Raw genomic sequence first — 25,731 nt, 5'->3', positions numbered from 1 at the left:
TCAAAGCCCGGCCTGGAGAGCCTCTTCGAGCCGGCCGCGCATCTGCCGCACCGTCGGGATATGCACTTCGAAACCGTCGCGCCAGGCGCGGTCGAGCCGGGCGATCCGCGAATGCATCTGTTCGGTCTGGGCCACCAGATCCCGCGTTTCGGCGTCGAGCAGTTCGAGCTGTTCGGGATCGGCAGGCCGGTCCTGCGGCAATTCGCCGTGGCGACGCAGCTGCGTTTCGCTGAGGTCGCCCGAGAAATAGGCGCGCTGGTTCAGCAGCCAGGCGAGCACGTGCATCATGCGCGTGGTCGTGCGGAGCCCTTCGACCGACATGGCGAGCTTCTCGCTGTCGGAAGGTTCGTACCGCTGGTCGGCTGGCATGAGGTCGAAGGCGGCGCGCACCTCGTCGGCAAGCACCAGCGCTTCGCAATACAGCGCTTCGACAATCGGTTCGGAGATGTCACTCGTCCATCGCATGACAGTCGGGTTACATTGCGAGGCTGAACCCGACCAGTCGCTTAACCAAGATCCTCCACATTTCGAAGGCACCCGTCCCGTGGCGGGACAGTCCGCTGCGGCAGGGCAGACGGGATCAGGCGATGATGTCGGGCAGCAGCGTGTCCTGGATTGCCGCGATCTGGTCCTTCAGTGCGAGCTTGCGTTTCTTCAGCCGCTGCATCTGCAACTGGTCGATGAATCCGTTCTGGCGTCCGGTCTCGGTCAGCGCATCGATCGCTGCATCGAGATCGCGATGTTCGATCCGCAAGGCTTCGAGCCTTTTCCTGAGTTCCTGTTCGGTCAAAACCGGGCATCCCCTCGTTGCGCAGCGCCGCGCGATTCGTCGCAATTTCATGCGGGATTACCGAGTAAGGCCCGGAAAGGGGTTCGCAAGAGATCAATTCTATGTCTTGATGCTGAAACGCGGCCCGTCCGCATCGGACGAGTCGCTTCCCCCGGGTCGCAAGCCCCAGATGGAGATGCCAATGGAATCGTCCCACGCCGCCGCCCTTCACAGCAAACACGCAGGCCTCGAGGCCCGGTTGAAGACCGAGATGAGCCGCCCGGCGCCGGACGATACGACGATCAAGCAGATCAAGCTCCAGAAACTGCGGATCAAGCAGGAACTCGAACACATTTGAGGATTACGCGAACGGGGGCGGCGCGCCCCCGCTTTCCGTTTACCCGGCTATGCTATAGGCGGGTCGCATGACTGCAGCAGCGGCCGCCCGCCAGATCCTCACACGCCTCCACGATGTCATGGCATCGCGCATCCACGCGCAGGCCAAGCTCGACCGCGTGGTCGAGATCATCGGGGAAACGCTCAACAGCGAAGTGTGCTCGATCTACCTGCTGCGTGACGGGATGCTCGAACTGTTCGCGACCCGCGGCCTCAACCAGAGCGCGGTCCACGTCACCCGCATGGCGATCGGCGAAGGGCTGACCGGCACGCTGGCGCAGAACATGGAAACGCTCAACCTCGCCGAGGCGAAGGCGCATCCAGACTTCCAGTACCGCCCCGAAACGGGCGAGGAAAAATTCCACAGTTTCGCCGGTGTCCCGATCGTCTATCGCGAACGGGTGATCGGTGCGCTCAACGTACAGCATGTCGAGCCGCGCCGTTACGAGGACGTCGAGATCGAGGCGCTGCAGACCACCGCGATGGTCCTGTCAGAACTGATCGCCAATGCCGGGCTGGCCGACGACGAGGAAGTACTCGGCCGCAGCGCGGCGCAGACCGGACCGGAAACGATCGAGGGGCTTACGCTGGTGCAGGGCCTCGCGCGCGGGCAGGCGGTGTTCCACCAGCCGCGGGTCACGATCGACCAGGTCGTCGCCGAAGATGTCGAGGCCGAACGCCAGCGCGTCTATCGCGCCTTCGACAAGATGCGCGATCAGATCGACCACTTGGCGAGCCAGGCCGAGTTCGGCGCCGGCGGCGAGCACGTCGAAGTCATCCAGACCTACAAGATGTTCGCATACGACGAGGGCTGGTCGCGGCGCATCAACGAGGCCATCGACAGCGGCCTGACCGCCGAAGCGGCAATCGAGCGGGTCCAGCAGCGCACGCGGATGCGCATGCGCGAGATCGACGATCCGCTGCTCGCAGACCGGATGCACGACCTCGAGGATCTGTCGAACCGGCTGCTGCGGATCGTGTCGGGCCAGCTCGGCACGGCTGCGACGCAGGGCCTGCGGCGCGACACGATCCTGATTGCGCGCAACCTCGGACCGGCGGAACTGCTCGAATACGACCGGCGTCGGCTGAAGGGTGTCGTGCTGGAAGAAGGATCGCTGACCGCGCACGTCGTGATCGTCGCGCGGGCCATGGGCATCCCGGTCATCGGCCGTGCGCGGGCCATCCGCGGAATGCTCCGCGACGGCGACGAAGTCCTGCTGGACGCCGATCGCGGGATCGTCACCCTGCGCCCGAGCCAATCGATGCTCGACGCCTTCGAGGGACGCTTCGCCAAGTCCCGCGAGAAGCAGGCGGCCTATGCCGAACTGCGCGATGTCGAGCCCTTCACGCGTTGCGGCACGCGGATCCAGGTGATGATGAATGCCGGCCTGCGCGACGATGTCGCGGCGCTGGCGCTGACCGGTGCGGACGGCATCGGCCTGTTCCGCACCGAGTTCCAGTTCCTCGTCTCGGCGACGCTTCCGCAGCGAGAGCGCCAGACGCGCCTGTATCGCGACGTTCTCGAGGCGGCGGGCGACAAGCCGGTCGTTTTTCGCACGGTCGACATCGGCGGCGATAAGGCGGTGCCTTACCTGCAGTCCGATTCCAGCATCCACGACGAGAATCCCGCGATGGGTTGGCGGGCGCTGCGGCTTTCGCTCGAACGCGAGGGCCTGCTCAAATCGCAGGCGCGCGCCTTGCTCGAAGCGGCATCGGGACGCTCGCTCTACGTGATGTTTCCGATGGTCTCCGAACCGTGGGAGTTCGACGAGGCGAAAGCGGTGTTCGACGAGCAGCTGGCCTATCTGCGCAAGCTGAAACGAGTCTTGCCCGAAGCGATCCATTACGGAGCGATGCTCGAAGTGCCCGCACTGGCCGAGGTGCTCGACCAGCTCGTCGGGCGGGTATCCTTCCTGTCGGTGGGCACCAACGACCTGACGCAGTTCCTGTTCGCGGCCGATCGGGCCAATCCCAAGCTCGCGGCGCGCTATGACTGGATGAGCCCCGCGATCCTGCGTTTCCTGCGGCGCATCCCGCAATCGCTGACCGGATACGACATCGACCTCGGCGTCTGCGGCGAGATGGGTGGCCGGCGGATGGAAGCGCTCGCGTTGCTCGGGCTCGGCTATCGCAGGCTGTCGATCACGCCAGCGGCCGTGGGGCCGATCAAGGAACTGATCCGCAAGGTCGACCTGTCGGAAATAACCAAGGCGATGACGGACTGGCTCGCAAATCCGCCGGACGACATGCGCGCGGCGGTCAACCAGTGGGCCAGCGAACGCGACATCGACCTCGAATGAATTCATCGCGCATTGAGCGCAGCCCGTCTATAAGCCGACGCGCGCTTGCGACCGTCGGCTTGACTATGATTGCGATCGCAGCATGGCAGCGGCGAGGGATCGGGACGCAACGGATCGTATATGGACAACACTGAAGAATATCTCGACGCAGAGCCGCAGGCCCGGGCAGGGGTGGGACAGCGCCTGCGTGCCGCGCGCGAGGCAGCGGGACTCGAAATTGCGCAGGTTTCTGCGGAAACCCGAATTCCCGAGCGCCATTTGCGTGTCATCGAGAGCGGCGATTTCTCTGCTCTGCCGGCACGCACCTATGCAGTCGGTTTTTCGCGCAGCTATGCCCGTGTCGTCGGGCTCGACGAGAAGGAAATCGCTGCCGACGTGCGCGAGGAACTGGCCGGCAGCGGCGACCGGTCGGACCGGCCGCGCGCCATGGAGCCGGGCGACCCGGCACGCGTCCCCTCGCGCGGGCTCGCCCTGGCGTCGGCGCTCGCGGTCATCCTGCTCATCGTCGGGGGCTTTGCCTTCTACCGCAGCTATCTTGCGCCCGGCGCGGGGCCCGGCTCGCTCATCGCGCAGGAAGAGGCGGAACAGGCCCGCCAGGCTGCTGCCCGGCAGGCCGCAGCGCAGCCGAGCGAAAGCCCCAGCGAAGCGGTCGATCCGGCAGCGCCAGTCGTATTCACCTCGCTCGGCGACGGGATGTGGGTCCGCTTCTACGACGGCACCGAGAAAAACGTGCTGCTCGAAAAGCTGATGGACAAGGGCGAGCAGTTCACCATCCCGTCCGAAGCGAAAGCTCCAAAGATCCGCACCGGTCGCCCGGACGCATTCGCAGTCACCATCGGCGGCAAGGCCGTGCCCAAGCTGGCGGAGCAGCAGGCGGTTGTCAGCGACGTCGCGATCGATGCCAAATCCCTGCTCGCCCGCGCCGACGAGCCGGCAAGCCCCGGTCAGCCTGCCGCAGCGGTGGACAATCCGGCAACCTGACATTCAGCCACGCTCGACAATGGGTATGATGGTCCGGCAGGTTCGATCCTGCACTGTGCAATGGGAGCATGTGACGTGAGTTTCGCCCGATCGATCCGGTTGACCCTTGGCGCCACCGCGCTGGCCGCCACGGCCCTGACCGCCGTGCCCGCCGCGGCGCAGGACAATTCCGAAGTCCGCATCCGCAAGCTGGAAGCCGAAGTGCGCGCGTTGCAGCGCAAGGTCTTCCCGGGCGGCGACGGCAAGTTTTTCGAACCCGAGATTTCGACGGGGCAGGGTTCGGTGACCTTTACCCCGGCCAATCCGTCGACCACGGCAGTAACCGACATTCTCGCTCGTCTCGATGCGATGGAAGCGCAGATGCAGCAGCTGACGGCGCAGGTCGAGGAAAACGGCAACTCCTACCGCGATCTCGCCAGCAGGCTCGCCGCGCTCGAGGTCACCAGCGGAGTAGCCGCACCAGGCAACCCGCTTCCGGCAGCGACCGGCCCGAGCGCGCTTGCACCCGCAACCGCCACGCCCGCGCCCGCGGCTGCGAGACCCGCTCCCACCCCTGCCGCCGCAGCGAGGCCTGCAGGCCCGACTGCCGAGCGGCTGGCAGCCGTGCAGGCGATCATGAAGCCGCAGACCGACGACGCCGGCGACGACGAGTATTCCTATGGCTTCCGCCTGTGGGATGCCAAGTTCTTCCCCGAAGCGCAGCAGCAGCTCGCGCTGTTTCTCGAGAAGTACCCGAACCATGCGCGGACCAGCTGGGCCCGCAACCTTCTCGGCCGTGCCTATCTCGACGATGGCAAGCCGCGCGAGGCCGCCCCGTGGTTCCTCAAGAATTACCAGGCGGACAAGCAGTCTGCCCGCGCACCCGACAGCCTTCTCTATCTCGCGGAATCGATGATCCAGCTGAAGGATACCGACCGCGCCTGCATCGCGCTCGCTGAGTTCAGCGAAACCTATCCCGCGGTCGCGTCCGGCCGCCTCAAGGACCAGTACGAGGCGAACCGGAAGAAAGTGAAATGCAATTGATAGGCCGCTCGACCCGCAACTGATCGGACGCTTTCGCGGCGATCTCGAGGCGCTTCTGCCGGGCATCGAGCGTCCGGGTGTCGCGGTGTCGGGCGGGCCGGACAGTCTGGCCTTGCTGGTGCTCGCTGCCGAGGCTTTTCCGGGCAGGGTTCGCGCCGCGACGGTCGATCACGGTCTGCGCCCGGAAAGCGCCGATGAAGCGCGGTTGTGCGCCGATGTCTGCTCCAGGCTGGATGTCCCCCATCGGATCCTGACGGTCGAAGTGGCGCGCGGCAATCTCCAGTCCGAAGCCCGGTCCGCGCGCTACGCCGCGCTCGCAGTTTGGGCCGAAGACCAAGCAATTGAGGCCTTGCTGACCGGCCACCATGCGGACGACCAGGCGGAGACGCTTCTGATGCGACTCAACCGCGGGTCGGGTGTCGCGGGTCTTGCGGGCGTGCGCGCGACAGCAATGGTCCCCGGCGTGGAGCTGCCCTTGCTTCGTCCGCTGCTCGGATGGCGCAAGAGCGAGCTGGAGGCGGTCTGTGCGACCAAGGGCGTCGATCCGGTTCGCGATCCGTCCAACCTCGACGAGCGTTTCGACCGGGTGCGCGTCCGCAAGGCGCTGGCCGATGCCGACTGGCTGGACGTTGCCGCACTGGCAGCGAGCGCCGCCAATCTCGCCGATGCCGCAGAAGTGCTGGAGTGGGCCGCAGGGCGGGAAGTCGCGGAGCGGGTCGAGAGGGACGGCGACATGACGACTTACCGCTCGCCGGCACCCTTTGCGGTCCAGTTACGCGTCCTCTCGTCGCTGGTCGCGCTCCATGGCAACGAACCGCGCGACGGTGCGCTTGCGAGACTCATGCGCTCGCTCGAAGCAGGGCAGCGCGGCACCATCGCGGGGGCGCTGATCGAGCGGACGGGTGAGGGCTGGCGGGTCCTAAAGGAACCGCCCCGGACCTGATGGCTCAGCCGTGGGCGCCGAATTCGTTGGCGATCGCGGTCGATATCCTCAGCGACAATTCGTAGGCTCTCTCGAGCGGCTCGATGTAATTGCGCTGGATCGAGGAGTATCCCTCGCCCTGGCCGTCGGGGTAATCGCTCGGCTCGTCCACGGCGAAATCGTCGATCTGCGGGAAGCTGGTGGGGTAGGCGCGCCGCAATTGCGCCAGAGCGTCCTCGACGCGCAGCGTGAACACCATCTCCAGCACATCGTCGCGGCTGATGTCGTTGGCGCGGCTGAAGACGGGGATCGAGACGACCTTGAGGAACATGTGCTGCAAGAGCGCCAGTCGCAGCGCCTGCAGGACGCCGATGCGGCGGCGGATGTCCTCGCGATCTTCCAGCGGGCTTTCGTCCGGCACCATATCGAGCAGGCGATGCAGCTTGAGCCCGTCCACCCTTAGGCGTGAGGCGAGCCGGCGGAACACCCCGTTGCGATCGTCCTTGGTCAGGTATTCCGCGAGCGTCTCGCACGCCTGGGCCAGGTTGTCCTCGGTGCCGCGATAGGGTCTGCTCGCCCAGTAGGCCGAATTGAACAACTCGCCGTAGGCCGCGACTGTCTTGATGCTGGCGAGCGCATTGGAGGCGCGCACCATCCGCATGATCTGCCGCCCGCGCGGGCTGTCGGCGACGAGCGCGGCGAGGTCCTCGTAATTGCCGTCCGCCGCGGTACCGATGCCGGCGATGATGTTTACCGGGTAACCGAGCTGTTGCAGGATCGCGTTGTGCGGGATCGCCCGGATCTGTCGCAGGCTCATGTCGCGATCGGCCGACAGGTCCGACTGGCGGCGCGACTTGCGACTGCCGGTCTCGTTGAGCAGCCCGAGGCCGAATGCCGTGATCGCGCGGCTGTAGGTCTTGCTCTCCAGGTGATTGCGCTGATGGCTGCGGATCGCGCGGTAGAAGTCGAGGCTCAGGTCGGTGCGACGATAGAACGGGTCGGCCGGCGCATCGGGATCGGTTTCCGCGGGCCGGTTGGCGGCAATCGTCTCCAGCGTGGCGCGCGCCAGTTCGGGCGTCTCGAAATAGAGATAGCCGTCGCCGCCTTGGAAGCTCGCTTCCGGCTCCAGCCGGATTCCTGCGCGCACGAAACGCCGCCGCGTCCACGGCGAAAGCGGCCATTCGAGCCGGTCTGCAAAGCTGCCCGGGTGTGCGCCGCGGCCCATGCCCTCGCCATGCGTATTGAAGATCAGCGCGCTGACATCGGTCAACCCGTTCTTCGCCATCGCTTCGGCCATCCGGCCCTGCAGCCGCTCGATCGCGAGGCTTGCGGGGACTTGCCCGACGAAACGGCCGGCGTCGGAAAATCCGGTCTGGATCGCCACGCGTCCGCGTTTGCGCGCGTAGTCCTGATAGGCTGGTTCCTGCAGCAGGGCATCGAGGAAGCGCCCGCCGTGTTCGAGCGCGCTTTCGGTCTCGAACAAGGGCGATACGTCGACCTTGTCCTCGATCCCGAACAGCCGCGCGAAATAGAGCGAGGCCAGGATCGTCGTCGGCTGCTCGCATTCGGCGATCAGCATCCGGATCGGCGTGTCCGCATCGACGTGGGCGAGGATCTGCGCCATCGCGAGGAACTGGCGGATCGCGGTCGAACTCTCGATCGCGAGCGCCGCGAAATTGCTTCGCAGAGGCTGCACCTCGGCAAGGATGTCGCGCAGCGCGGCGACTGCGCCCTTGCTGGCAAGATCGAGCGTGTTGTCCGGATCGATCCGGCGACGGATGGCATTGTGCAGCTGGCTCGAATTCACCCGGAAATGGATCCACCCCATGCCGAGCCCGTCGGCCCGCATGGCGGCGACCAGCGTTTTCAGAGCGACCGCCCGGCCAGGATCTGCGGCGAGCGCTTCCTCGGAAAGTTGCGCGATGATCGGCGCAAGGCTTAGCAGCTTGTCCGGGTGATCGTCGGTCAGCCGGTTCGCCGCGGCAGACAGGTCCGCCGGATCGCTCAGATCCTGCCGGAAGTCCCCGGCACGCTCGGCCGTATAAGCTGCCGCGTCGCGCAGCCTGGGGAGGAGCGGGTGGCCCGCGTCGATCGCTTCGAGGGTGGTGGCGTAACGGGCCAGCCGCTCTGCCTTTTCCGACAGTCGGAAGGCGATCGAGGTGTACCACTTGATGTCGGTGCGCCCGTCCATGTCGTAGCCAACCCAGCTTGCGAAGCGGAAAGGCTGCGGGGCGAAATCCTGCCAGTCCGAAGGCCAGTTCTCGCGTGCCTGCTCGATCAGGCGGGCGACCATCGCGTCGCGCGCATCCTGTGCATGGGCGATCGCGCGCATGGCGCGCCGGTGTTCGAAATCGAGCGTGATCGCTGGCCGGTCGTGCGGCGCCACGCAGGCGTTCTGCCCGATGTCGTCGTCACCTTCCGCCGCATCGGCGATCGAGGCGATCTGCTCCGGCGTGAGCAGAAAGGTCGGGTGCGCGGTGAACACGGCGTGGAGCTGGGGCGTCTCCCAGCGGTCGCGAAACTCGGCGAAGTCGGCGGCTTCCCCGATCCAGTCGTGCTCGCGTCCGATCGGGCCGACCATCCGGCGCAGCCGCCGAGCGCGGCTCTGAAGCGCTTCGCATTCGAGCTCGGCAATGAGGGAATCGATACGATCGAGGTCGATCTCGCCCCCTTCCAACTGGCGCGATAGGTCGTGCGCGAGCTGGAAGACCGGATTGAAAAGAGGCGTTTCCTGCGTCCGCTGGTGCAGCTGCTGGAGACGCTCGACAAGTCCGTCGACGCTCGAGAGATCACTCATGCCAGCTCACTCCGTCGCGTTCGGCCAGCGCGATCGCTGCAGACGGGCCCCAGCTGCCCGCCGTGTAGGTCCTGGGCGCAGTCGCGTTGGCCCGCCACAGGTCGCGAATGTGGTCTACCCATTGCCATTGCGCCTCGACCTCGTCGCGCCGCACGAAGAGCGTCTGATCGCCTTCGATGAGGTCGAGCAGAAGCCGTTCGTAGGCGATCCGCCGGACCGCCCCGGAAAAGGCATCGGGCATGGCGATATCCAGCGGCACCGGGCGCAGGCGAATGCCTTCGCGATCGAGGCCGGGGACCTTGGCCATCAGCGTGAGCGAGATGTTCTCCTCGGGCTGGATGCCGATGACCAGTCGGTTGGGCTGCAGCTTCGCGCCGCCGTGGCCCTTCTTGTCACCGGCAAAGATCGAGTGCGGGACACAGCGGAACTGCACCACGATTTCGGTAACGCGCTCGGGCAGGCGCTTGCCGGTCCGAAGGTAGAAGGGCACGCCCTTCCAGCGCCAGTTGTCGACATGCGCCTTGATCGCGACGAAGGTCTCGGTGTCGCTGTCCTTGCCCAGCTCGTCGTCGTATCCCGGCACTGCCTCGCCGCCGATCGCGCCAGCGCGATACTGCCCGGTAACCGTCTCGCCGTTCTGCACTTCGCGTAGCGCGCGCAGCACCTTGACCTTCTCGTCGCGCACCGCGGTTGCGTCGAAATCGCTCGGCGGCTCCATCGCGACCAGGGCGAGCAGCTGGAGCATGTGGTTCTGCACCATGTCGCGCAATGCGCCGCTGTCGTCGTAATACGCCACCCGGCTTTCCAGCCCGACCGTTTCCGCGACCGTGATCTGGACATGGTCGATGTGCGCTGCATTCCAGAGCGGTTCAAACATGATGTTGGCAAAGCGCAGCGCGAGCAGGTTCTGCACGGTCTCCTTGCCGAGATAGTGGTCGATCCGGAAGATGCGCTCTTCGGGAAATGCCTCGGCGACCGCGTCGTTGATCTCGCACGAACTCTCGAGGTCGATGCCGAGCGGTTTTTCCAGGCACATGCGCACGTTCTCGCCCGTGAGGCCCGCGTGCTGCAGACCCTTAATGGTCGGTTCGAACAGACTGGGCGCAGTACTGAGGAAGATCGCGAGACCGCTCTCGGACTGGCCGACCTTCTCGGCGAGCAGCGTGTAACCGTCGAGCGTCGTCGCATCGAGTGGCTGGTAGAAGAGGCGCCCGAGAAAATCGTCCATCGAGCCGCGCCGGTTTTCCGGCAAATGCTTCTCCAGCGCGTCGCGTGCGAAATCCCTGAAACCCGCATCGTCGAGATCCGAGCGGGCAGTTCCGATGATCTTCAGATCGGGCCGCAGGAGATCGTCGGCGTGCAGCGCGCAGAGCGACGGCAAGAGCATGCGCTGGGCCAGATCGCCCGTGGCGCCAAACAGCAACAGCCGATCGGCCGTGAAATCCATGTCCTATCGCCTCCCCAAAGCCGATATCGGATCGCGAGGCCCCGGAATTGGTGCATCGCAGCATCAGCCCTAGCAGCGCATACCCGCGCTATCCAGAGCGGGTCGCCCGGACAGCCGCAAAGAATGGCTTTAGCTCTCGATAACGCTCACATTCTTTTCGCACAGGTTGGCGATGCCGAAACTGGTCAGAAAGCTGACGTCGGCAGCGTCGCGCCCGACGCCGATCTTAACGGTCTTGGCCGGATCGGCCATCCCGGTGGCATCGACGATGTGCCAGGCGCCGCCATGCGGCTGGCTCCGGTCCTCGAGGAAGACTTCCGCAACAGCATGAAAGTCCTGCGGGTCGACCCCGGGGGCATAGCAGGCGACATAGCGGGCCGGGATGGTCGATGCGCGCGCCAGTGTGATCAGGACATGCGCGTAGTCGCGGCAGATGCCGCGCCGTTCGACGAAGCTGTCGAGCGCGGTCGTGGTCGCATTGCTGCTGCCGGGCTCGTAGGTGAAATTGTCCGATATCCAGGCGCGGAACGCATCGATCCGCGCGCCGCCGGCGCAATCGCCGAATTCCGCCTCGACGAAATGCTGCATCCGGTCGGCCTGGCAATAGCGCGAATCAAACAGGTACTTGATCGTCTCGCCCGGCAAGTCGTGCGGGTCGAGACCGCGCAGTTCCGACAGGTTCGGCACGATGCGGTTGATCTCTGCAGTGGCCCGGTGGCTCACCTCGTAGCGGCCTTGGGCGCGGACCCAGATACGATCGCCGATCCCGTCCTGCGCAGGCACGCGGGCGATGTGCTCTGCCCGCGACATCTCGGTCGAGAGGCCGCTCAGCTGCTGTTCGGGGATGATCGCTGCTTCAAACTGCAGGAGTACGTCGGTGGTGTGCTCGAGCTCGAATGCGAAATCGGTCTGGATGGAAATGGTCATGTGGTCTTCGAACGGACCAGCTGCCTTCCGGTTTCCCGAGGGGAGCGGATTACATTTGCAATGGACTCCGCCTTGCATCGAAGCCAGAGCAGTTTCCATTGTAACCGGAGAGATAAATGAGATTTCATCGCATCGCCTGCCTCGCATCCGTTTCGGTCGCGGCAGCCATGGTCGCAACTGCTCCTGCCAAGGCCGACGAAGGCATGTGGACCTTCGATAATTTCCCGGCAGAGGCCATGCGCGACACTTACGGCTGGGCCCCTGACCAGGCCTGGCTCGACAAGGTGCAGAAGGGCGCCGTTCGCCTGACCGGCGGATGCTCGGCCAGCTTCGTCTCGCCCAAGGGCCTGATCCTCACCAACCACCACTGCATCGCTACCTGCCTGTTCGACAATTCGACCAGCGCGGAAGACCTGCTCGATGCCGGCTTCATCGCCGCGCGCAACAGCGATGAGAAGATGTGCCCCGGCCAGCAGGCCGAAGTGGTGACCAAGATCACCGACGTGACCGGCGACGTGAAGGCCTCGTTCGCAGGCCTGTCGGGTGACGCACTTGCCCGTGCCCGCGATGCCAAGATCGCCGAGATCGAAAAGGCAAACTGCACCGATCTCGCGACGACGCGCTGCCAGGTCGTCACGCTGTTCGGCGGCGGCCAGTACAAGCTCTATACCTATCGCAAGTATTCGGACGTGCGCCTCGTCTGGGCACCGGAGGACCGGGCCGCGACCTTCGGCGGCGATCCCGACAACTTCAACTTCCCGCGCTATTCGCTCGATGCGAGCTTCCTGCGCGCCTACGAAAACGGCAAGCCGGTGAGCACGCCGGATCACCTGGTCTGGAACCCGCGCGCACCCCAGGAAGGCGAATTGACCTTCGTGGTCGGCAACCCCGGTTCGACCAGCCGGCTCAACACGCAGAGCCAGCTCGCGTTCGAGCGCGAGGTTCGCCTGCCGATCACGGTGGCGACCCTTTCGGAACTGCGCGGGCGCCTGATCCGTGCGATGGACGAAAGCCCCGAACATGCGCGCGAAGGGCTCGACACGTTGAGCGGCGTCGAGAACAGCCTGAAGGTCTACATCGGGCGGACCAAGGCGCTCAACGATCCGGCATTCACCGGCAAGCTTGCCGCAGCCGAAGCCGACCTGAAGGCGCAGAGCGCGGACAACGACGCGATCGGCGATCCTTGGGCTGCGGTCGAACAGGCGGTCGCCGCCTATCGCGACCTTTACATCCCGTACCGTTTCAACCAGCCGTCGGGCGAGCTGTTCGCCTATGCACAGTCGCTGGTTTTCGCGGCGCAGGAACGCGGCAAGCCCAATGGTGAACGGCTGCCCGGCTACACCGACAGCTCGCTGCCGCTGATGGAAAAGAGCCTGCTCGACGCCAAGCCCATCTACCCGTGGCTCGACGAGCTGATGATGGGCTGGAGCCTTTCGAAGGCGCGCGAATATCTCGGCGTCGACGATCCGCAGAGCAAGCTGCTGCTCGGTCGCGAGAGCCCCGAACAGCTGGCCGAACGGCTGGTCACCAACACGAAGCTGGCCGATCCGGCCGTCCGCAAGGCGTTGTGGGACGGCGGGCTGGCAGCAATCCAGGCGTCGGATGACCCGATGATCCAGTATGCGCTCAGGCTTGCCCCGCTACAGCGCGAACAGATCACCGCGGTGCGCGAAGCCTACAGCGGGCCGTTGGCGATCGCCGGCGGACAGCTGGCCGATGCGCGCTTCGCAGCCTACGGCGACAGCCTATACCCGGATGCGACCTTCACGCTGCGCATCAGCTACGGACAGGTAAAGGGCTGGACCGAGCGCGGCCAGGAAGTGCCGATCGCGACCACTATGGGCGGCACGTTCGAGCGTGCGACCGGCAATGCTCCGTTCGACCTCGCCCCGGCCTTCGCCGCCAACAAGGCGAAGATCGACCCCAGCGTCACCTATGACTTCGTCAGCACGAACGACATCATCGGCGGCAATTCGGGCTCGCCGGTGATCGATCGCAACGGCACGGTGATCGGTGCTGCCTTCGACGGCAACATCCATTCGCTGGGCGGCAATTACGGCTACGATGGCACGCTCAACCGGACGGTTTCGGTTTCGACCGCAGCAGTCCAGGAAGCGCTCGAGAAGATCTACCCGGCGCCGCACATCGTCGCCGAACTCAAGCGCAGGTAAGCCGTTCGGCACAAGTGAAGAGCCCGGCTCCGTCCACGCGACGGGGCCGGGTTTTTCGCAGGTGGGCTAAGACCACGCGCTCGGCAGGGGCGAAGGCCAGCCGATGAAATCCTACTGCGTGGTTCCTATATGCCGAGCCATGCCGCAGCAGGGACTCCTCTTCGACACCGGTCCGGTAGTACCCGGACTGCTTTTCGTGGAAGACGCGATCGATCCGGCGACGGAGGCCGCGCTGGAGCAGCGGATCGACGCAGTACCTCTCGCACCGTTCCAGTTCGGTCAGTGGGAAGGCAAGCGGCTGACCGCGCATTACGGCAGCGCCTACGATTACCAGCATGCGCGCCCCGTGCCCGCACCGGACTTGCCCGATTGGCTGGTTGCCTTGCGCGCGACGCTACTTCCCCGATTGGAACGCGAACCCGGGCAATTCGGTCAGGCGTTGCTGATCCGCTACGACCCGGGAGCCGGGATCGGCTGGCATCGCGACCGGCCGCATTACGACGAGGTCGTGGGGCTCTCGCTGGGCGCGCCGGCAGTGCTGCGTTTGCGTCGCAGGACGGCTGATGGGTTCGATCGCCGGAAGGTCGAATTGCCGCCGCGCTCCGCCTATCTCCTGTCGGGCGAGGTGCGCGAGAACTGGGAGCATTCGATCGCGCCGATCGATGCGACCCGCCGATCAATCACCTTCAGGAGCCTGCGATAACCCCGAACAGGTCGTGCGCGTCCGCGTCCTCGACGGTGACGTCGACGAAGTCGCCCGATGCAAGCGATCCGGGGACGTTACGGAGGTAGACTGCGCCGTCGATTTCGGGTGCGTCGGCCTGGCTGCGGCCCGTGGCGCCGATGTCGCCATCCTCGTCCGGTTCGCCGACCTCGTCGATGATGACGGGGATGGTGCTGCCGACCTTGGCGGCCAGCTTGGCGGCGCTGATCCGCTCGGTCACTTCCATGATCCGTGCGTAGCGCTCTTCCTTGATTTCCTCGGGCACGGGATCGGGCAGCGCGTTGGCCTGCGCACCCTCGACCGGCTCGAACCGGAAGGCGCCCACGCGGTCGAGCTGGGCTTCTTCCAGCCAGTCGAGCAGGTAGCGGAAATCGTCCTCGGTCTCGCCCGGAAAGCCGACCACGAAGCTCGATCGGACGGCGATTTCGGGACAGATCTCGCGCCAGCCCTTCAGCCGTTCGAGCACCTTGGCCTCATTCGCCGGGCGCTTCATGCGCTTGAGCACCGACGGTGAGGCGTGCTGGAAGGGGATGTCGAGATACGGCGTAAGCAGCCCCTCGGCCATCAGCGGGATCACCGCGTCGACATGGGGGTAGGGATAGACGTAGTGCAGCCGGACCCACGGCGTATCGCCCTGCGGTGTCTTCAAGTGCCCGAGCTCACGCGCGAGATCGGTCATGTGCGCCCGGACGGGGTGGCCCTTCCAGTCGCGCTCCTCGTGACGGATATCGACGCCGTAGGCCGAGGTATCCTGGCTGATGACGAGCAGCTCCCTGGTTCCAGCGGCAACCAGCTTTTCCGCCTCGCGCAGCACGGCATCGACCCGGCGGCTGGCAAGTTTCCCGCGCAAATCGGGGATGATGCAGAAGGAGCAGGAGTGATTGCAGCCTTCGGAAATCTTGAGGTAGCTGTAATGCCGCGGCGTCAGCTTGATGTCCGGCTGCGGAATGAGGTCGATGAACGGCCCTTGCGACGGGGGCGCGTAGGTGTGCACCGCCTCGACGACCTGCTCGTACTGGTGCGCGCCGGTTACCGCGAGAACCTGGGGGTGGGCTGCGCGGATCGCGTCGGCTTCCTCGCCCATGCAGCCGGTCACGATGACGCGCCCGTTCTCTGCGATAGCCTCGCCGATCGCGGCAAGGCTTTCTTCCTTGGCGCTGTCGAGAAAGCCGCAGGTATTGACCAGCACCACGTCGGCACCGGCGTAATCGGGGCTCATCGCATAGCCATCGGCGCGCAGGCGCGTGAGAATGCGTTCGGAATCCACGAGCGCCTTGGGGCAGCCGAGGGAAACCATGCCGACCTTCTTCTGGTCGGGGATCGAGGTAGCGGTATCGGTCATGAACGGCGCGCCCCCTACACCCAAACGCGTCGCTGCGCTAGGAGGCATCGCCATGGGACCTGTCAACTGGATCGGAGTCGCGCTCGCCTGGCTGGTCGCCGCAGCGCTCGGCGTGGCTTTCTACGGCAAGCGGGCCATGCCGAAGCCGCCCTACTGGCTGCATGGTCTGGCCGCATTGCTGCTGGTGGTGAGCACGGTCATGGTCGGCCACATGCTTGCGCGGGTCGGCGCAGAAACACTCGAGGCCAAGCCGTGGCTGTATTTCATGATGACCGGCGGGCTGGCGCTGACATTCATCGGGCCCGCGCTGGTGATCGGGGCAATACGGCACGGCAGACCGGTATCCGCGGCTTTTTACGACTGGGCTTACTGGCTTTGCGCCTATCTCGCGATGGGGTTGGCGTTCTGGATCACCGGATGAGCTAGAGAACGGTCGCGCCGCCTTCTTCGAGATCCTGGCGGCTCGGGTGGCCATTGTCCGTGGGCACGATCTCGACGATGATGTCGCCTTCTTCCATGATTTGGCAAGCGGGCTCCCAGAAGCCCAGGGCTTCGCCGTTGCGGTAGATCCGCAGGCCGGTTCCGCCGCTGCTGAGCTCAGTAATCGGCTTGCCGAATTCCTCCGGCTTGGCCGGTCGCTCGACAAGCTGGACGCGCCCCGCGACCGAGGCCAGATCGGCCAGATACTCGCTGATATGCGCGCCGCGCGCACTGCCGGCCAGCAGCAGGCCGGTAAAGCGCACCGGATTGATGACGTTGTTCGCGCCTGCCTGCCGCGCGAGCAGTTCGTTGTCTTCCGCGCGCACGACGACGCTGATCGGAACCTCGGGTGCGAGGTGCCGGACAGTCAGGACCATCAGGATCGAGGTATCGTCGCGCCCCGCCGATACGAGCACCCGTTGCGCCTCGCCGATGCGAACCGCGTTGAGAGTATCGTCGCGCGTCGCATCTGCCGCCATGACGTTGCAGCCCAGCGCCTCGGCGACCGCCAGCCGCTCCTCGCTCGGGTCGATGACCACGATGCAGGCCGGATCGGTTCCGCGCTCGATCAGCTCGTTGACCGCTTCGGAGCCGGAGACGCCATAGCCCAGAACCACGATGTGATCGGACAGCTTTTCCTGGATACGGGCCATGCGCCATTTCTCCCAGCTGCGCTTGATGAGGAAGTTGTAGGCCGTGCCCACGAAAATGAAGAACACGGCGAAACGGATCGGGGTCACGATGACCGCCTCGACCAGCCTCGCCCGGTCGGAAATCGGGGCGATGTCGCCGAAGCCGGTAGTCGTGATCGAGATCATGGTGAAATAGATCACGTCGAGGAAGCTGACCTCGCCGTCGAGATTGTCGACCAGCCCTTCCTTGTCCCACCAGTGGATCATGACCACGATGAAGACGAGGAAGATCGCGAGGCCGAGCCTTATGCCGAGATCGCCCCACACCGGCAGGCTGATCGCGCGGCGCAACGGCTTGAACTTGGGGCCGCGTATGGTGCGACCGCGCAAGCCTTGCGGCAGGGTGGTGTCGGGCGGCTGGCTCAACCCGCGCTCATTCGTAAAGCTCCGCGATGCGGCCGATGGAATTGTAATGCGTCAGGTCGAGTTGCAGCGGGGTCACCGACACGTAACGCTCGTCGATGGCTTCGAGGTCCGTGCCATGGTCGAGCGTGTGTTCGATCTGGTCGAGGCCGAACCAGTAATAGCGGCGTCCGCGCGGGTCCGTCCCTTCGACGACCGTGCCACGATCGTAGTCGTGAAAACCCTGCCGCGTCACGCGGATACCGCGCACGTCCTCTGCCGCGCAGGGCGGGAAGTTGACGTTGAACAGGGTGCGCTCGGCATAGGGCGCGTCGATCAGGGGGCGAAGCGTGCGCACCGCCCATGCGCGCGCCGCGGCGAAATCGGGCACGTCGTCACGACCGGCTTCGCGGCCCAGTACCTGGCTCAGCGCGACCGATTTGACGCCCGCCAGCGCCCCCTCCATCGCCGCCGATGCAGTGCCGGAATAGGTGATGTCGTCACCCAGGTTCGCGCCCCGGTTGATGCCCGAAAGAACCAGGTCGGGCTTGGCATCCATCGCCGTGCGCATGCCGAGCATGACCGAATCGGTCGGCGTGCCGGACACGGAAAAGCGCCGGTCTCCGTGGCTGTTGAGGCGAACGGGGCGAGTGAGCGTGAGCGCGTGGCCCATGCCGGACTGTTCCTCGCTGGGCGCGCACACCCAGACATCGTCGCTCAGTTCGCGTGCCACGGCTTCGAGCAATTCGAGGCCCGGCGCGTGGATGCCATCGTCGTTGGTGACGAGAATGCGCATCAGGCGGCAGGCTCCAGCCGCTCGATCCCGCCCATGTAGGGCGCAAGAACGCTCGGCACCGCGACGCTGCCGTCTTCCTGCTGGTAGTTTTCTAGCACCGCGACGAGCGTGCGTCCGACCGCCAGGCCCGAGCCGTTCAGCGTATGGACGAATTCGGTCTTCTTCCCGCCAGCCTCGGGCCGGAAGCGCGCATTCATGCGCCGCGCCTGGAAGTCGCCGCACCAGCTGATCGAGCTGATCTCGCGATAGGCCTGCTGGCCGGGAAGCCACACTTCGAGGTCGTATGTCTTCCTCGCGCCGAAGCCCATGTCGCCAGTCGACAGCAGCATCTTGCGATAGGGCAGTTCGAGCGCTTCGAGCACGAGCTCCGCCGAACGGACCATGTGCTCGTGCTCGGCTTCGTGGTCGTCGGGCTCGCAGATCGAAACCAGCTCGACCTTGGAGAACTGGTGCTGGCGGATATAACCGCGCGTATCGCGACCCGCCGCGCCGGCCTCGCTCCGGAAGCAGGGGGTGAGGGCGGTGAGGCGCAGCGGCTGCGAGAGATCGTCGATGATCTGATCGCGCACCGAATTCGTCAGCGAGACTTCGGCGGTGGGGATGAGCCATAGGCGATCTCCGCCCATTTCTCGCCACTCCCGCTCAGCTTCCGAGGCTGCCTCAATTGTCTCCCGAAGAGTTGCATCACCAGAGATTTTCTCTTCTATTTTTCTCAACTGGAATTCTAGCCAATTGGAATTTCGGTAGATTTTAAAAAGATCTTCGGCAAACTTGGGCAGTTGCCCGGTGCCGTATAGCGCCTCGTCGCGAACCAGCAGCGGGGGCTGGCACTCGGTATAGCCTCGCTCCGTGCTCTGCATGTCGAGCATGAACTGGCCGAGCGCGCGTTCGAGCCGCGCCATGGAGCCGCGCAGGAAAGCGAAACGCGCGCCGCTCATCGCCGCCGCCGTCTCGAACTCGAGGCCGAGCGCAGGTCCGAGGTCGGCGTGTTCCCTGGGTTCGAAAGCGAAATTGCGCTGGTCGCCCCAGCGCGAGACTTCCTGGTTCGAATCCTCGTCCGGTCCGACCGGTACGCCGTCTGCCGGAATGTTCGGAATGCCTGCCAGCAGGGCATTCAGTTCCTCGCCCAGCGCACGATCACGGTCCTCGAGCTGCGGCATGGCCGACTTGATCTCGGCGACTTCGGCCTTGAGCGTTTCGGCGCGTTCCTTGTCGCCAGCGCCCATCGCCTGGCCGATCGCCTTGGATGCCTCGTTGCGGCGGCCCTGCATCGCCTGCAGCCTGGTGGACACGTCGCGACGCTCGGCATCGAGCGCGACGATCTTGGCGGCCACGGGCTGCGCGCCGCGCGCCTCGAGTGCCTGGTCGAAAGCTTCGGGATTATCGCGGATCATGCGGATGTCGTGCATGGCCGCGGCCTATGCCCGCTCGGGCCGGCAAATGCCAGACTCCTCGCGCGTGTTACCCGCCGGCGAGGGTTGATCGGAACAAGCGAGCGGCTAGGGAATTGGACAACAAGGGCTTTTGGCCCTGCGCGAGGCTACAGGGCGAGGAAATTTGGACCAGCAGAAGATCCAGCCACCTCGTCGCACGGCTTTCATCGACATAGCGGAAAAGTTCGTCGGCGCAGGGCGAGCGCTCGGCCTGATCCAGCCTGCAAGGCTGGAAAAGGACTACCTGCTCGAACAGGCGACCGAGGCTGCCGGGATGGACGATTTCGGGGACCGCTGGTTCGAAGGCCCGATGGACGTCCTGCTGGACTCGATCCATGCCGAGGCACGGCTCAACGTCGCGGGCGATTTTTCGGCCATGCAGCAATTCCACAAGGTGCTGGTCGACCGTCTCTGGGCGCAGATGTGGTTCAGGCGGCACCCGGAAATTCTCTCCCGCCCGATCAAGCGCCCGGTGGTGATCGTGGGCCCGATGCGATCGGGGACTACCCGGATGCATCGCCTGCTGGCGAGCGATCGCCGCTTCTCGCACATGCGCAGTTTCGAGACGATCAGCCCGGTCCCCCGGCCGGATTTCGAGGAAGTGCTGGCGGGCGAGAAGGAGGATTTCCGCCCGGTCCTGGCGGGACGGATCATGAAGGTCGCCCGGCTCGCCAATCCGCGCACGCTCTCGATTCACCCGACCGGCCCTTACGAACCCGAAGAAGAACTCGGCCTGCTGGTGGCGAGCATGTGGGGGATGAAGCACGAGGCGCAGTGGCACGTGCCGGCCTATGGCCGCTGGTGCGAAGGCGAGGATGCGACGCCGGCCTATCGTTATCTTGCAGACCTGTTGCGGCTGGTCGGCTGGTCGCAGCAGGTCAGTTCCATCCGCCCGTGGATCCTCAAGACTCCGCAGCACATGCTGGACCTGAAGGCCCTGCTCAATGTCTTTCCCGATGCGAGGCTCATCTTCACCCACCGCGATCCCAACGCCGTAGTCGGCAGTGCGACCTCGCTCGCGTGGAACCAGACGATCATCTATTCCGACGATCCCGATCCGGCGCAGATGGGCGAGGAATGGCTACGCAAGACGCGCCTGCAGGTCGAACGGATGCAGGAAGCGCGCGAAGAACTGTCGCCGGACCGCTACATCGACGTGCAGTACGATGACATGGAAAGCGACTGGCGCGGCACGATGGAGCGCGTCTATCGCTTCCTGGAATTCGACATGGCGCCAGCGGCCGCGGGCATGGAAGCCTATCTCGAACGCTCGCGCTCGCTCAAGCGGCATCCGCACAGGTACAGCCTGGAGGAATTCGGCCTGAGCAGCGAACGGGTACAGGAAGAACTCGGCGACTACATCCGCCGCTTCGATGTGCCGGTGGAAAGCCGTGCTCCCGAACGCAAGCGCAGGCTCGCGCTCGGGAGGTAGGGGCCCAACGTTACTCTGCCGGTTCGGTCTCGCGCGTCGGATCGCCGACCCCGACCGGGCCGAGCGTTGCTTCATCCGTGGTCGACTTGGCCGAGCCCATGCCCGGAGCCTTCGACTTGCCGCCGATCTTGTCGCGCACCATTTTCTCGATCCGTTCGCCGATCTTCGCGTCGATCGCCTTCCAGTATTCGAATGCCCGTTGCAGCACCTTCTCGCTGACACCGTCGGCAAGGTGGCCGGCGACGTTCGATACGAAGCGATCGCGTTGCGCGTCGTCCATGACCTCGTTGATCAGCGCACGCGGTTGGCTGACGTCGTCATCGTCCTCGCGAAGGGTATAGGCTTGGCGCACCATGTCGCCATCTGCATACCAGGCGGCCTCGTTGCCGGTGACGGGTTGCGCTGCCGGGCCGCCATAGGAATTGGGCGCATAGACGGGGTCGACTGCATTGACGGTCCGCATCGCACCTGCGCGCGAGTAGGAATTGACCTCGGCATTCCGCGCCGAATTGACCGGGATCTGCTTGTAGTTGACGCCGAGACGATGCCGGTGCGCATCCGCATAGGAAAACCCGCGCGCAAGCAGCATCTTGTCGGGGCTCAGGCCGATGCCGGGGATCATGTTGTTCGGCTCGAAGGCGAGCTGCTCGATCTGAGTATCCCAGTCGACCGGGTTCTCGTTCAGCACCAGCTTGCCGACCTCGATCAGCGGATAGTCTGCATGAGGCCAGGTCTTGGTCAGGTCGAACGGGTTGATGCGATAGGTCTTGGCATCCTCGTAGGGCATGATCTGCCACTTGAGCGTCCAGCTGGGAAAATCGCCCTTGTGGATCGCGTCGAACAGGTCGCGACGATGGTAATCGCTGTCCTCGCCTGCCTTTTTGACCGCCTCGTCCTGCGTCAGGTGAGCGTTGCCGCTCATCTCGCCGACATCGGTCATGAAGTGGAACTTGACCCAGAATTTCTCGCCTTCCTCGTTGATCAGCATGTAGGTGTGCGAACCGTAGCCGTTCATCTCGCGCCAGTTCTTCGGCACGCCGCGATCGCCCATCAGGTAGGTCACCTGGTGCGCGCTTTCGGGGCTGAGGGTCCAGAAATCCCACATCATGTCGTGATCGCGCAGGCCGTTGTCGGCGCGGCGCTTCTGGCTGCGGATGAAATGCTGGAACTTGAGCGGATCGCGGATGAAGAAGATCGGCGTGTTGTTGCCGACCATGTCGAAATTGCCGTCCTCGGTGTAGAATTTGACGGAGAAGCCGCGCGGGTCGCGCCAGGTATCGGGGCTGCCACGCTCGCCGGCAACGGTCGAAAACCGCATGGCAGTTTCGGTCTTCTTGCCTTTCTGGAAGCAGACCGCCTTGGTGTATTGCGAGACGTCTTCGGTGCATTCGAAATAGCCGAAGGCACCCGACCCCTTGGCGTGGGGCTGACGCTCGGGAATGCGTTCGCGGTTGAAGTTCGCCATCTGCTCGATGAGGTAGTGGTCGTTGAGGACGATCGGGCCGTCAGGGCCGAGCGTCAGCGAATGCTCGTCGCTCGGCGCGCGAATGCCGGCGTCCGTCGTGGTGGGCGGCGTGGTGCTTTTCTTGGTCATGGGAAATCCTTTCGGGAGCAGCGAATTCTCGCTTGAAAGTGAAAGGATTGGGGCGTGCTTCCGTTCCTCGGATTGCGACCGGCCCGGATGGCATCAGCGCAAGCGGACGCGCAGGTCGGCGGGCGGCGGTCATGCGGAGTGACGCGACGGAACATCGGGCAGGGTGGACCGTTGTTCGCACAAAGGAGAATTACGCATGATTGGTAAGATTATCGGAGCTTTCGTGGGCGACAAGGTCGCCAAGCAGACCAGCGGTGTCGGCGGCGCTACCGGCGCGGCACTGGGCGTGGTAGCCAGCACGGTCCTTCGCCGCATGAGCTTGCCCGCGATGATCGCGCTGGGCGCGGGCGGTTATGTCGTCAAGAAACTGATCGACAAGAACGAGCAGAAGAAGTCCGCCACGGCGGCCAACGACACCGACCAGACACCCCCGGCTACCTCGAAAGCCCCTGCTGCAGTGGCCTGACCCACTCCACGTCGAATACCAGGAAAGCCCCGTCGGAAACGACGGGACTTTTCGTTTGTCGGATCGCCGATGGCCTCGGGCAAAGTCGCGACCTTACCCACCTGCGGCAGGGTACTTGCCTCTCCTGACGAGATGGGTCAGTCTCTTTGCGAAACCGAACCCGAAGTTCGAATCGGGTTCGGACCGGGACCACAGGAGGAGAGGACAATGGCGAGCGAAGCGCTGGCAGCACCCGTCGACAAGGAGGCCTTGCGCCGCAAGTATGCCGAGGAGCGCGACAAGCGCCTTCGTACAGACGGCTCGGCGCAATATGTGCGCCTGGAGCGCGAGTATTCCGACCTCGCAGTCGATCCCTACACGCCTCGCAAGGAGCGTGCCCCGCGCACCGATCATGTCACCTTCGCCTTCATCGGCGGCGGGTTTGCCGGGCTGGTCGTCGGAGCGCGGCTAAAGGATGCGGGCATCAACGACGTGCGCATCATCGAGAAGGGCGGCGACTTCGGCGGCACCTGGTACTGGAACCGCTATCCCGGCGCCCAATGCGATACCGCATCCATGATCTACATGCCGCTGCTCGAGGAAACCGGGCACATGCCGAGCGAGAAATACGCTCATGCCCCGGAAATCCGCGACCATTGCAGTCGGATCGGCGAGACCTTCGACCTTTATGACAACGCCCTGTTCCACACGCAGGTGACCGATCTGGAATGGGATGCAGGGCGCTCTGTCTGGATCGTTCGCACCGACCGTGGCGACGAATTCACCGCCAAATACGTCGGCATGGGCACCGGACCTCTCCATGTCGCCAAGCTGCCGGGCCTGCCCGGTATCGACGAGTTCCGGGGCAAGAGCTTTCACACCAGCCGCTGGGACTACGAGTATACCGGCGGTACGCCCGAAGGCGATCCGATGACCGGCCTTGCCGACAAGCGCGTGGCGATCATCGGTACGGGTGCGACGGCCGTGCAGGTCGTGCCGAACGTCTCGCGCGATGCAAAGGAACTCTACGTGTTCCAGCGCACGCCCTCGAGTGTCGACGAGCGCAACAACAAGCCGCTCGAGCGCGACTGGTTCGACGAGGTGACCGGACCCGGCTGGCAGAAGAAATGGCAGGAGAATTTCGTCGCCAATCTCGGTGTCGGCTTCCCGGCCGAAGACCTGGTCGACGACGGCTGGACCGATCTGGGCAAGCGCATCCGGGCACAGGTCATCGACATGCCGCCGGAGCAGCGCACGCCCGAAGGGATCATGGCCGCGTTCGAGGACGCCGATAACCAGAAGATGAGCGAAATCCGCGCCCGTGCCGAGGCGATCGTCGGCGGCGAAGCGGGCGAGAAGCTCAAGGCCTGGTACCGCCAGCTGTGCAAGCGCCCGTGCTTCCACGACGAGTATCTGCAGGCCTTCACGCGCCCGAACACCCATCTCGTCGATACCGACGGCAAGGGGGTCGAACGGATCACCGAAAAAGGCGTGATCGCAAACGGCGAGGAGTACGAGGTCGATTGCATCGTCTATGCTTCCGGTTTCGAGGTCGGGACCGACTTCCACGATCGCGCCGGCTTCGACGTGACGGGTCGCGACGGCCAGAAGCTGTCGGACTATTGGGCGGGGGGCATGCGCAGCCTGCACGGCCTGCACGTTCACGGGTTTCCGAACATGTTCGTCGTGCAGCAGAACCAGGCGGCGGCCTTCATCGCCAACTATCCGCACAACCTCGTCGACCATGCCGACACGGTCGCCTGCATTGTCAAGCATGCGGAAGGCGAGGGCCATGCGAGCGTAGAGCCGAGTGCCGAAGCGGAGCAGGCCTGGATCGATTTCCTGCTGACGGGCCCCGGAGCGCGGCTCGGCAGCACCGAGTGTACGCCCGGCTATTACAACAACGAGGGCCAGGGATACGGAGAGCAGGAACGCTTCGCCATGGGTCATCCGGCAGGCGCGCAGGGATTCTTCACGCACATCGACCAGTGGCGCAAAGCGGGCACGTTCGAGGGGCTGGAGTTCAGCTAGCCCCTCGGCGCCGACCGGTTTCGCGAGGGAGACTGATCCGGGTAGTCTGATCTACCGCGCGAGGATGGCGAGCGCAGCGTCGCTGTCGATCACCTCGGCATATTTCGCCTGGAGGTCGCGCAGGTTCGCCTCGTGCGGCTCGGGGTGGCGATCGGCGCATGCGTCGCGCACAACGAAGGGGATGAAGCCTTCCTGCAGCGCATCGAGGGCAGAGGCGCGCACGCAGCCCGAGGTCGAGAAGCCCGTGATGAGCAGCGTGTCCACGCCATTTGCGCGCAGCCGGTCGGCAAGTCCGGTCCCGAAGAAGGCGGACGGATATTGCTTGGTGATCGTATCGCCGGGAGGCGCATCGATGCCGTCGGGAAATGCTCCGAGCGGCGAACCGTCGTCGAACACCCGCAGCACCGGGGCCTTGCGGTAGAAGACGTTGCCCGCCTTGTCGCCGGGACCATAGGCGACATTGGTGAAGACGACAGGCACACCGGCCTTGCGCGCCGCGGCGATCAGGCGGCGGTTTACCTCGATCGCGGCCCCTGCCGTCTCGCAGTAGAGGGGCGAGCTTTCGTCCGAATAGGCAACGACCAGGTCGACGACCAGCAATGCAGCCTTGTCACCAGGCTCCAGCCTGCCGTCGTAGACGCCTGCGTAGCTTTCCTCGAAGGTCTGGCCGCCCGAACCCACGTCAGG

Annotated in this window: 22 protein-coding genes; 11 read left to right on the top strand and 11 right to left on the bottom strand. The window is 65.0% G+C overall.

Annotated elements, in window-relative coordinates:
* Nucleotides 1-465 carry a DUF1465 family protein gene (locus tag GRI48_RS04645; RefSeq protein WP_160672090.1) on the bottom strand — a complete coding sequence of 155 codons (465 nt, stop codon included), beginning with the start codon at nt 463-465 and terminating at the stop codon, nt 1-3.
* A gap of 115 nt (nt 466-580) precedes the next feature.
* Complete coding sequence (locus tag GRI48_RS04640) at nt 581-790, bottom strand: YdcH family protein (RefSeq protein WP_160672087.1); 210 nt, start codon at nt 788-790, stop codon at nt 581-583.
* Nucleotides 791-971: 181 nt separating this feature from the next.
* On the opposite strand from GRI48_RS04640, the gene GRI48_RS04635 reads away from it, so the two are divergent.
* From GRI48_RS04635 to tilS, 5 genes are all read left to right on the top strand, one after another.
* The gene (locus tag GRI48_RS04635; protein WP_160672084.1) at nt 972-1,127 is read left to right on the top strand and encodes a YdcH family protein; all 156 of its coding nucleotides are present in this window, start codon (nt 972-974) and stop codon (nt 1,125-1,127) included.
* Between the two features lie 67 nt (nt 1,128-1,194).
* Nucleotides 1,195-3,465 carry a phosphoenolpyruvate--protein phosphotransferase gene (gene ptsP, locus GRI48_RS04630; protein ID WP_160672081.1) on the top strand — a complete coding sequence of 757 codons (2,271 nt, stop codon included), beginning with the start codon at nt 1,195-1,197 and terminating at the stop codon, nt 3,463-3,465.
* A 120-nt stretch (nt 3,466-3,585) separates the two neighbouring features.
* Nucleotides 3,586-4,446 (top strand): helix-turn-helix domain-containing protein, encoded by an 861-nt coding sequence (locus tag GRI48_RS04625; protein ID WP_160672078.1) that lies wholly within the window; start codon nt 3,586-3,588, stop codon nt 4,444-4,446.
* 75 nt (nt 4,447-4,521) lie between these two features.
* On the top strand, nt 4,522-5,469 hold the full coding sequence (locus tag GRI48_RS04620) for a tetratricopeptide repeat protein (protein WP_419956942.1): 948 nt from the start codon (nt 4,522-4,524) through the stop codon (nt 5,467-5,469).
* 85 nt (nt 5,470-5,554) lie between these two features.
* The gene (gene tilS / locus GRI48_RS04615; protein WP_160672072.1) at nt 5,555-6,412 is read left to right on the top strand and encodes a tRNA lysidine(34) synthetase TilS; all 858 of its coding nucleotides are present in this window, start codon (nt 5,555-5,557) and stop codon (nt 6,410-6,412) included.
* 4 nt (nt 6,413-6,416) lie between these two features.
* Here tilS and GRI48_RS04610 read toward each other — a convergent pair whose 3' ends face one another.
* From GRI48_RS04610 to GRI48_RS04600, 3 genes are all read right to left on the bottom strand, one after another.
* Entirely contained in the window at nt 6,417-9,188 is a 2,772-nt protein-coding gene (locus GRI48_RS04610; protein ID WP_160672069.1) for a phosphoenolpyruvate carboxylase, read from the bottom strand.
* Complete coding sequence (gene zwf / locus GRI48_RS04605) at nt 9,181-10,635, bottom strand: glucose-6-phosphate dehydrogenase (protein WP_160672066.1); 1,455 nt, start codon at nt 10,633-10,635, stop codon at nt 9,181-9,183. Before zwf ends, GRI48_RS04610 begins: the two co-directional genes overlap by 8 nt.
* A 129-nt stretch (nt 10,636-10,764) precedes the next feature.
* Nucleotides 10,765-11,562: a transglutaminase-like domain-containing protein gene (locus tag GRI48_RS04600; protein ID WP_160672063.1), complete on the bottom strand. Its 798-nt coding sequence runs from the start codon at nt 11,560-11,562 to the stop codon at nt 10,765-10,767.
* 116 nt (nt 11,563-11,678) lie between these two features.
* Between GRI48_RS04600 and GRI48_RS04595 the strand changes: the two genes are divergently transcribed.
* Both GRI48_RS04595 and GRI48_RS04590 read left to right on the top strand, forming a co-directional pair.
* Nucleotides 11,679-13,733, top strand: a complete 2,055-nt coding sequence (locus GRI48_RS04595) for a S46 family peptidase (RefSeq protein ID WP_160672060.1) — start codon at nt 11,679-11,681, stop codon at nt 13,731-13,733.
* Between the two features lie 139 nt (nt 13,734-13,872).
* Nucleotides 13,873-14,436, top strand: coding sequence for an alpha-ketoglutarate-dependent dioxygenase AlkB (locus GRI48_RS04590; protein WP_160672057.1), 564 nt, complete (start codon nt 13,873-13,875; stop codon nt 14,434-14,436).
* On the opposite strand, the gene rimO is transcribed toward GRI48_RS04590, so the two are convergent.
* Nucleotides 14,420-15,799, bottom strand: a complete 1,380-nt coding sequence (rimO, locus tag GRI48_RS04585; RefSeq protein WP_160672054.1) for a 30S ribosomal protein S12 methylthiotransferase RimO — start codon at nt 15,797-15,799, stop codon at nt 14,420-14,422. The two genes, GRI48_RS04590 and rimO, sit on opposite strands and share 17 nt — an antisense overlap.
* Nucleotides 15,800-15,851: 52 nt before the next feature.
* On the opposite strand from rimO, the gene GRI48_RS04580 reads away from it, so the two are divergent.
* On the top strand, nt 15,852-16,220 hold the full coding sequence (locus GRI48_RS04580) for a DUF1761 domain-containing protein (RefSeq protein ID WP_160672050.1): 369 nt from the start codon (nt 15,852-15,854) through the stop codon (nt 16,218-16,220).
* Nucleotide 16,221: 1 nt separating this feature from the next.
* Here the strand turns inward: GRI48_RS04580 and GRI48_RS04575 are convergent, their stop codons facing one another.
* From GRI48_RS04575 to serS, 3 genes are read right to left on the bottom strand one after another with little or no spacing between them, the layout of a single operon-like run.
* Entirely contained in the window at nt 16,222-17,301 is a 1,080-nt protein-coding gene (locus tag GRI48_RS04575; RefSeq protein WP_202389260.1) for a potassium channel family protein, read from the bottom strand.
* 43 nt (nt 17,302-17,344) lie between these two features.
* Nucleotides 17,345-18,109 carry a 5'/3'-nucleotidase SurE gene (gene surE / locus GRI48_RS04570; RefSeq protein WP_160672047.1) on the bottom strand — a complete coding sequence of 255 codons (765 nt, stop codon included), beginning with the start codon at nt 18,107-18,109 and terminating at the stop codon, nt 17,345-17,347.
* Entirely contained in the window at nt 18,109-19,518 is a 1,410-nt protein-coding gene (gene serS / locus GRI48_RS04565; protein ID WP_160672044.1) for a serine--tRNA ligase, read from the bottom strand. Before serS ends, surE begins: the two co-directional genes overlap by 1 nt.
* Before the next feature lie 148 nt (nt 19,519-19,666).
* On the opposite strand from serS, the gene GRI48_RS04560 reads away from it, so the two are divergent.
* The gene (locus GRI48_RS04560; RefSeq protein ID WP_160672041.1) at nt 19,667-20,974 is read left to right on the top strand and encodes a sulfotransferase family protein; all 1,308 of its coding nucleotides are present in this window, start codon (nt 19,667-19,669) and stop codon (nt 20,972-20,974) included.
* Between the two features lie 10 nt (nt 20,975-20,984).
* On the opposite strand, the gene GRI48_RS04555 is transcribed toward GRI48_RS04560, so the two are convergent.
* Nucleotides 20,985-22,568 carry a catalase gene (locus tag GRI48_RS04555; RefSeq protein WP_160672038.1) on the bottom strand — a complete coding sequence of 528 codons (1,584 nt, stop codon included), beginning with the start codon at nt 22,566-22,568 and terminating at the stop codon, nt 20,985-20,987.
* Nucleotides 22,569-22,764: 196 nt separating this feature from the next.
* Between GRI48_RS04555 and GRI48_RS04550 the strand changes: the two genes are divergently transcribed.
* On the top strand, nt 22,765-23,034 hold the full coding sequence (locus GRI48_RS04550; protein WP_160672035.1) for a hypothetical protein: 270 nt from the start codon (nt 22,765-22,767) through the stop codon (nt 23,032-23,034).
* Nucleotides 23,035-23,241: 207 nt separating this feature from the next.
* On the top strand, nt 23,242-25,044 hold the full coding sequence (locus GRI48_RS04545; protein ID WP_160672032.1) for a flavin-containing monooxygenase: 1,803 nt from the start codon (nt 23,242-23,244) through the stop codon (nt 25,042-25,044).
* 51 nt (nt 25,045-25,095) lie between these two features.
* Here GRI48_RS04545 and GRI48_RS04540 read toward each other — a convergent pair whose 3' ends face one another.
* A complete protein-coding gene (locus GRI48_RS04540) occupies nt 25,096-25,725 on the bottom strand; it encodes an isochorismatase family protein (RefSeq protein WP_160672029.1) in 630 nt (209 codons plus the stop codon).
* Nucleotides 25,726-25,731: the final 6 nt, after the last annotated feature.

Origin of the sequence: Qipengyuania oceanensis (assembly GCF_009827535.1) — a bacterium.
Classification (GTDB): domain Bacteria; phylum Pseudomonadota; class Alphaproteobacteria; order Sphingomonadales; family Sphingomonadaceae; genus Qipengyuania_C; species Qipengyuania_C oceanensis.
This window is presented reverse-complemented; position numbering and strand designations above follow the sequence as displayed.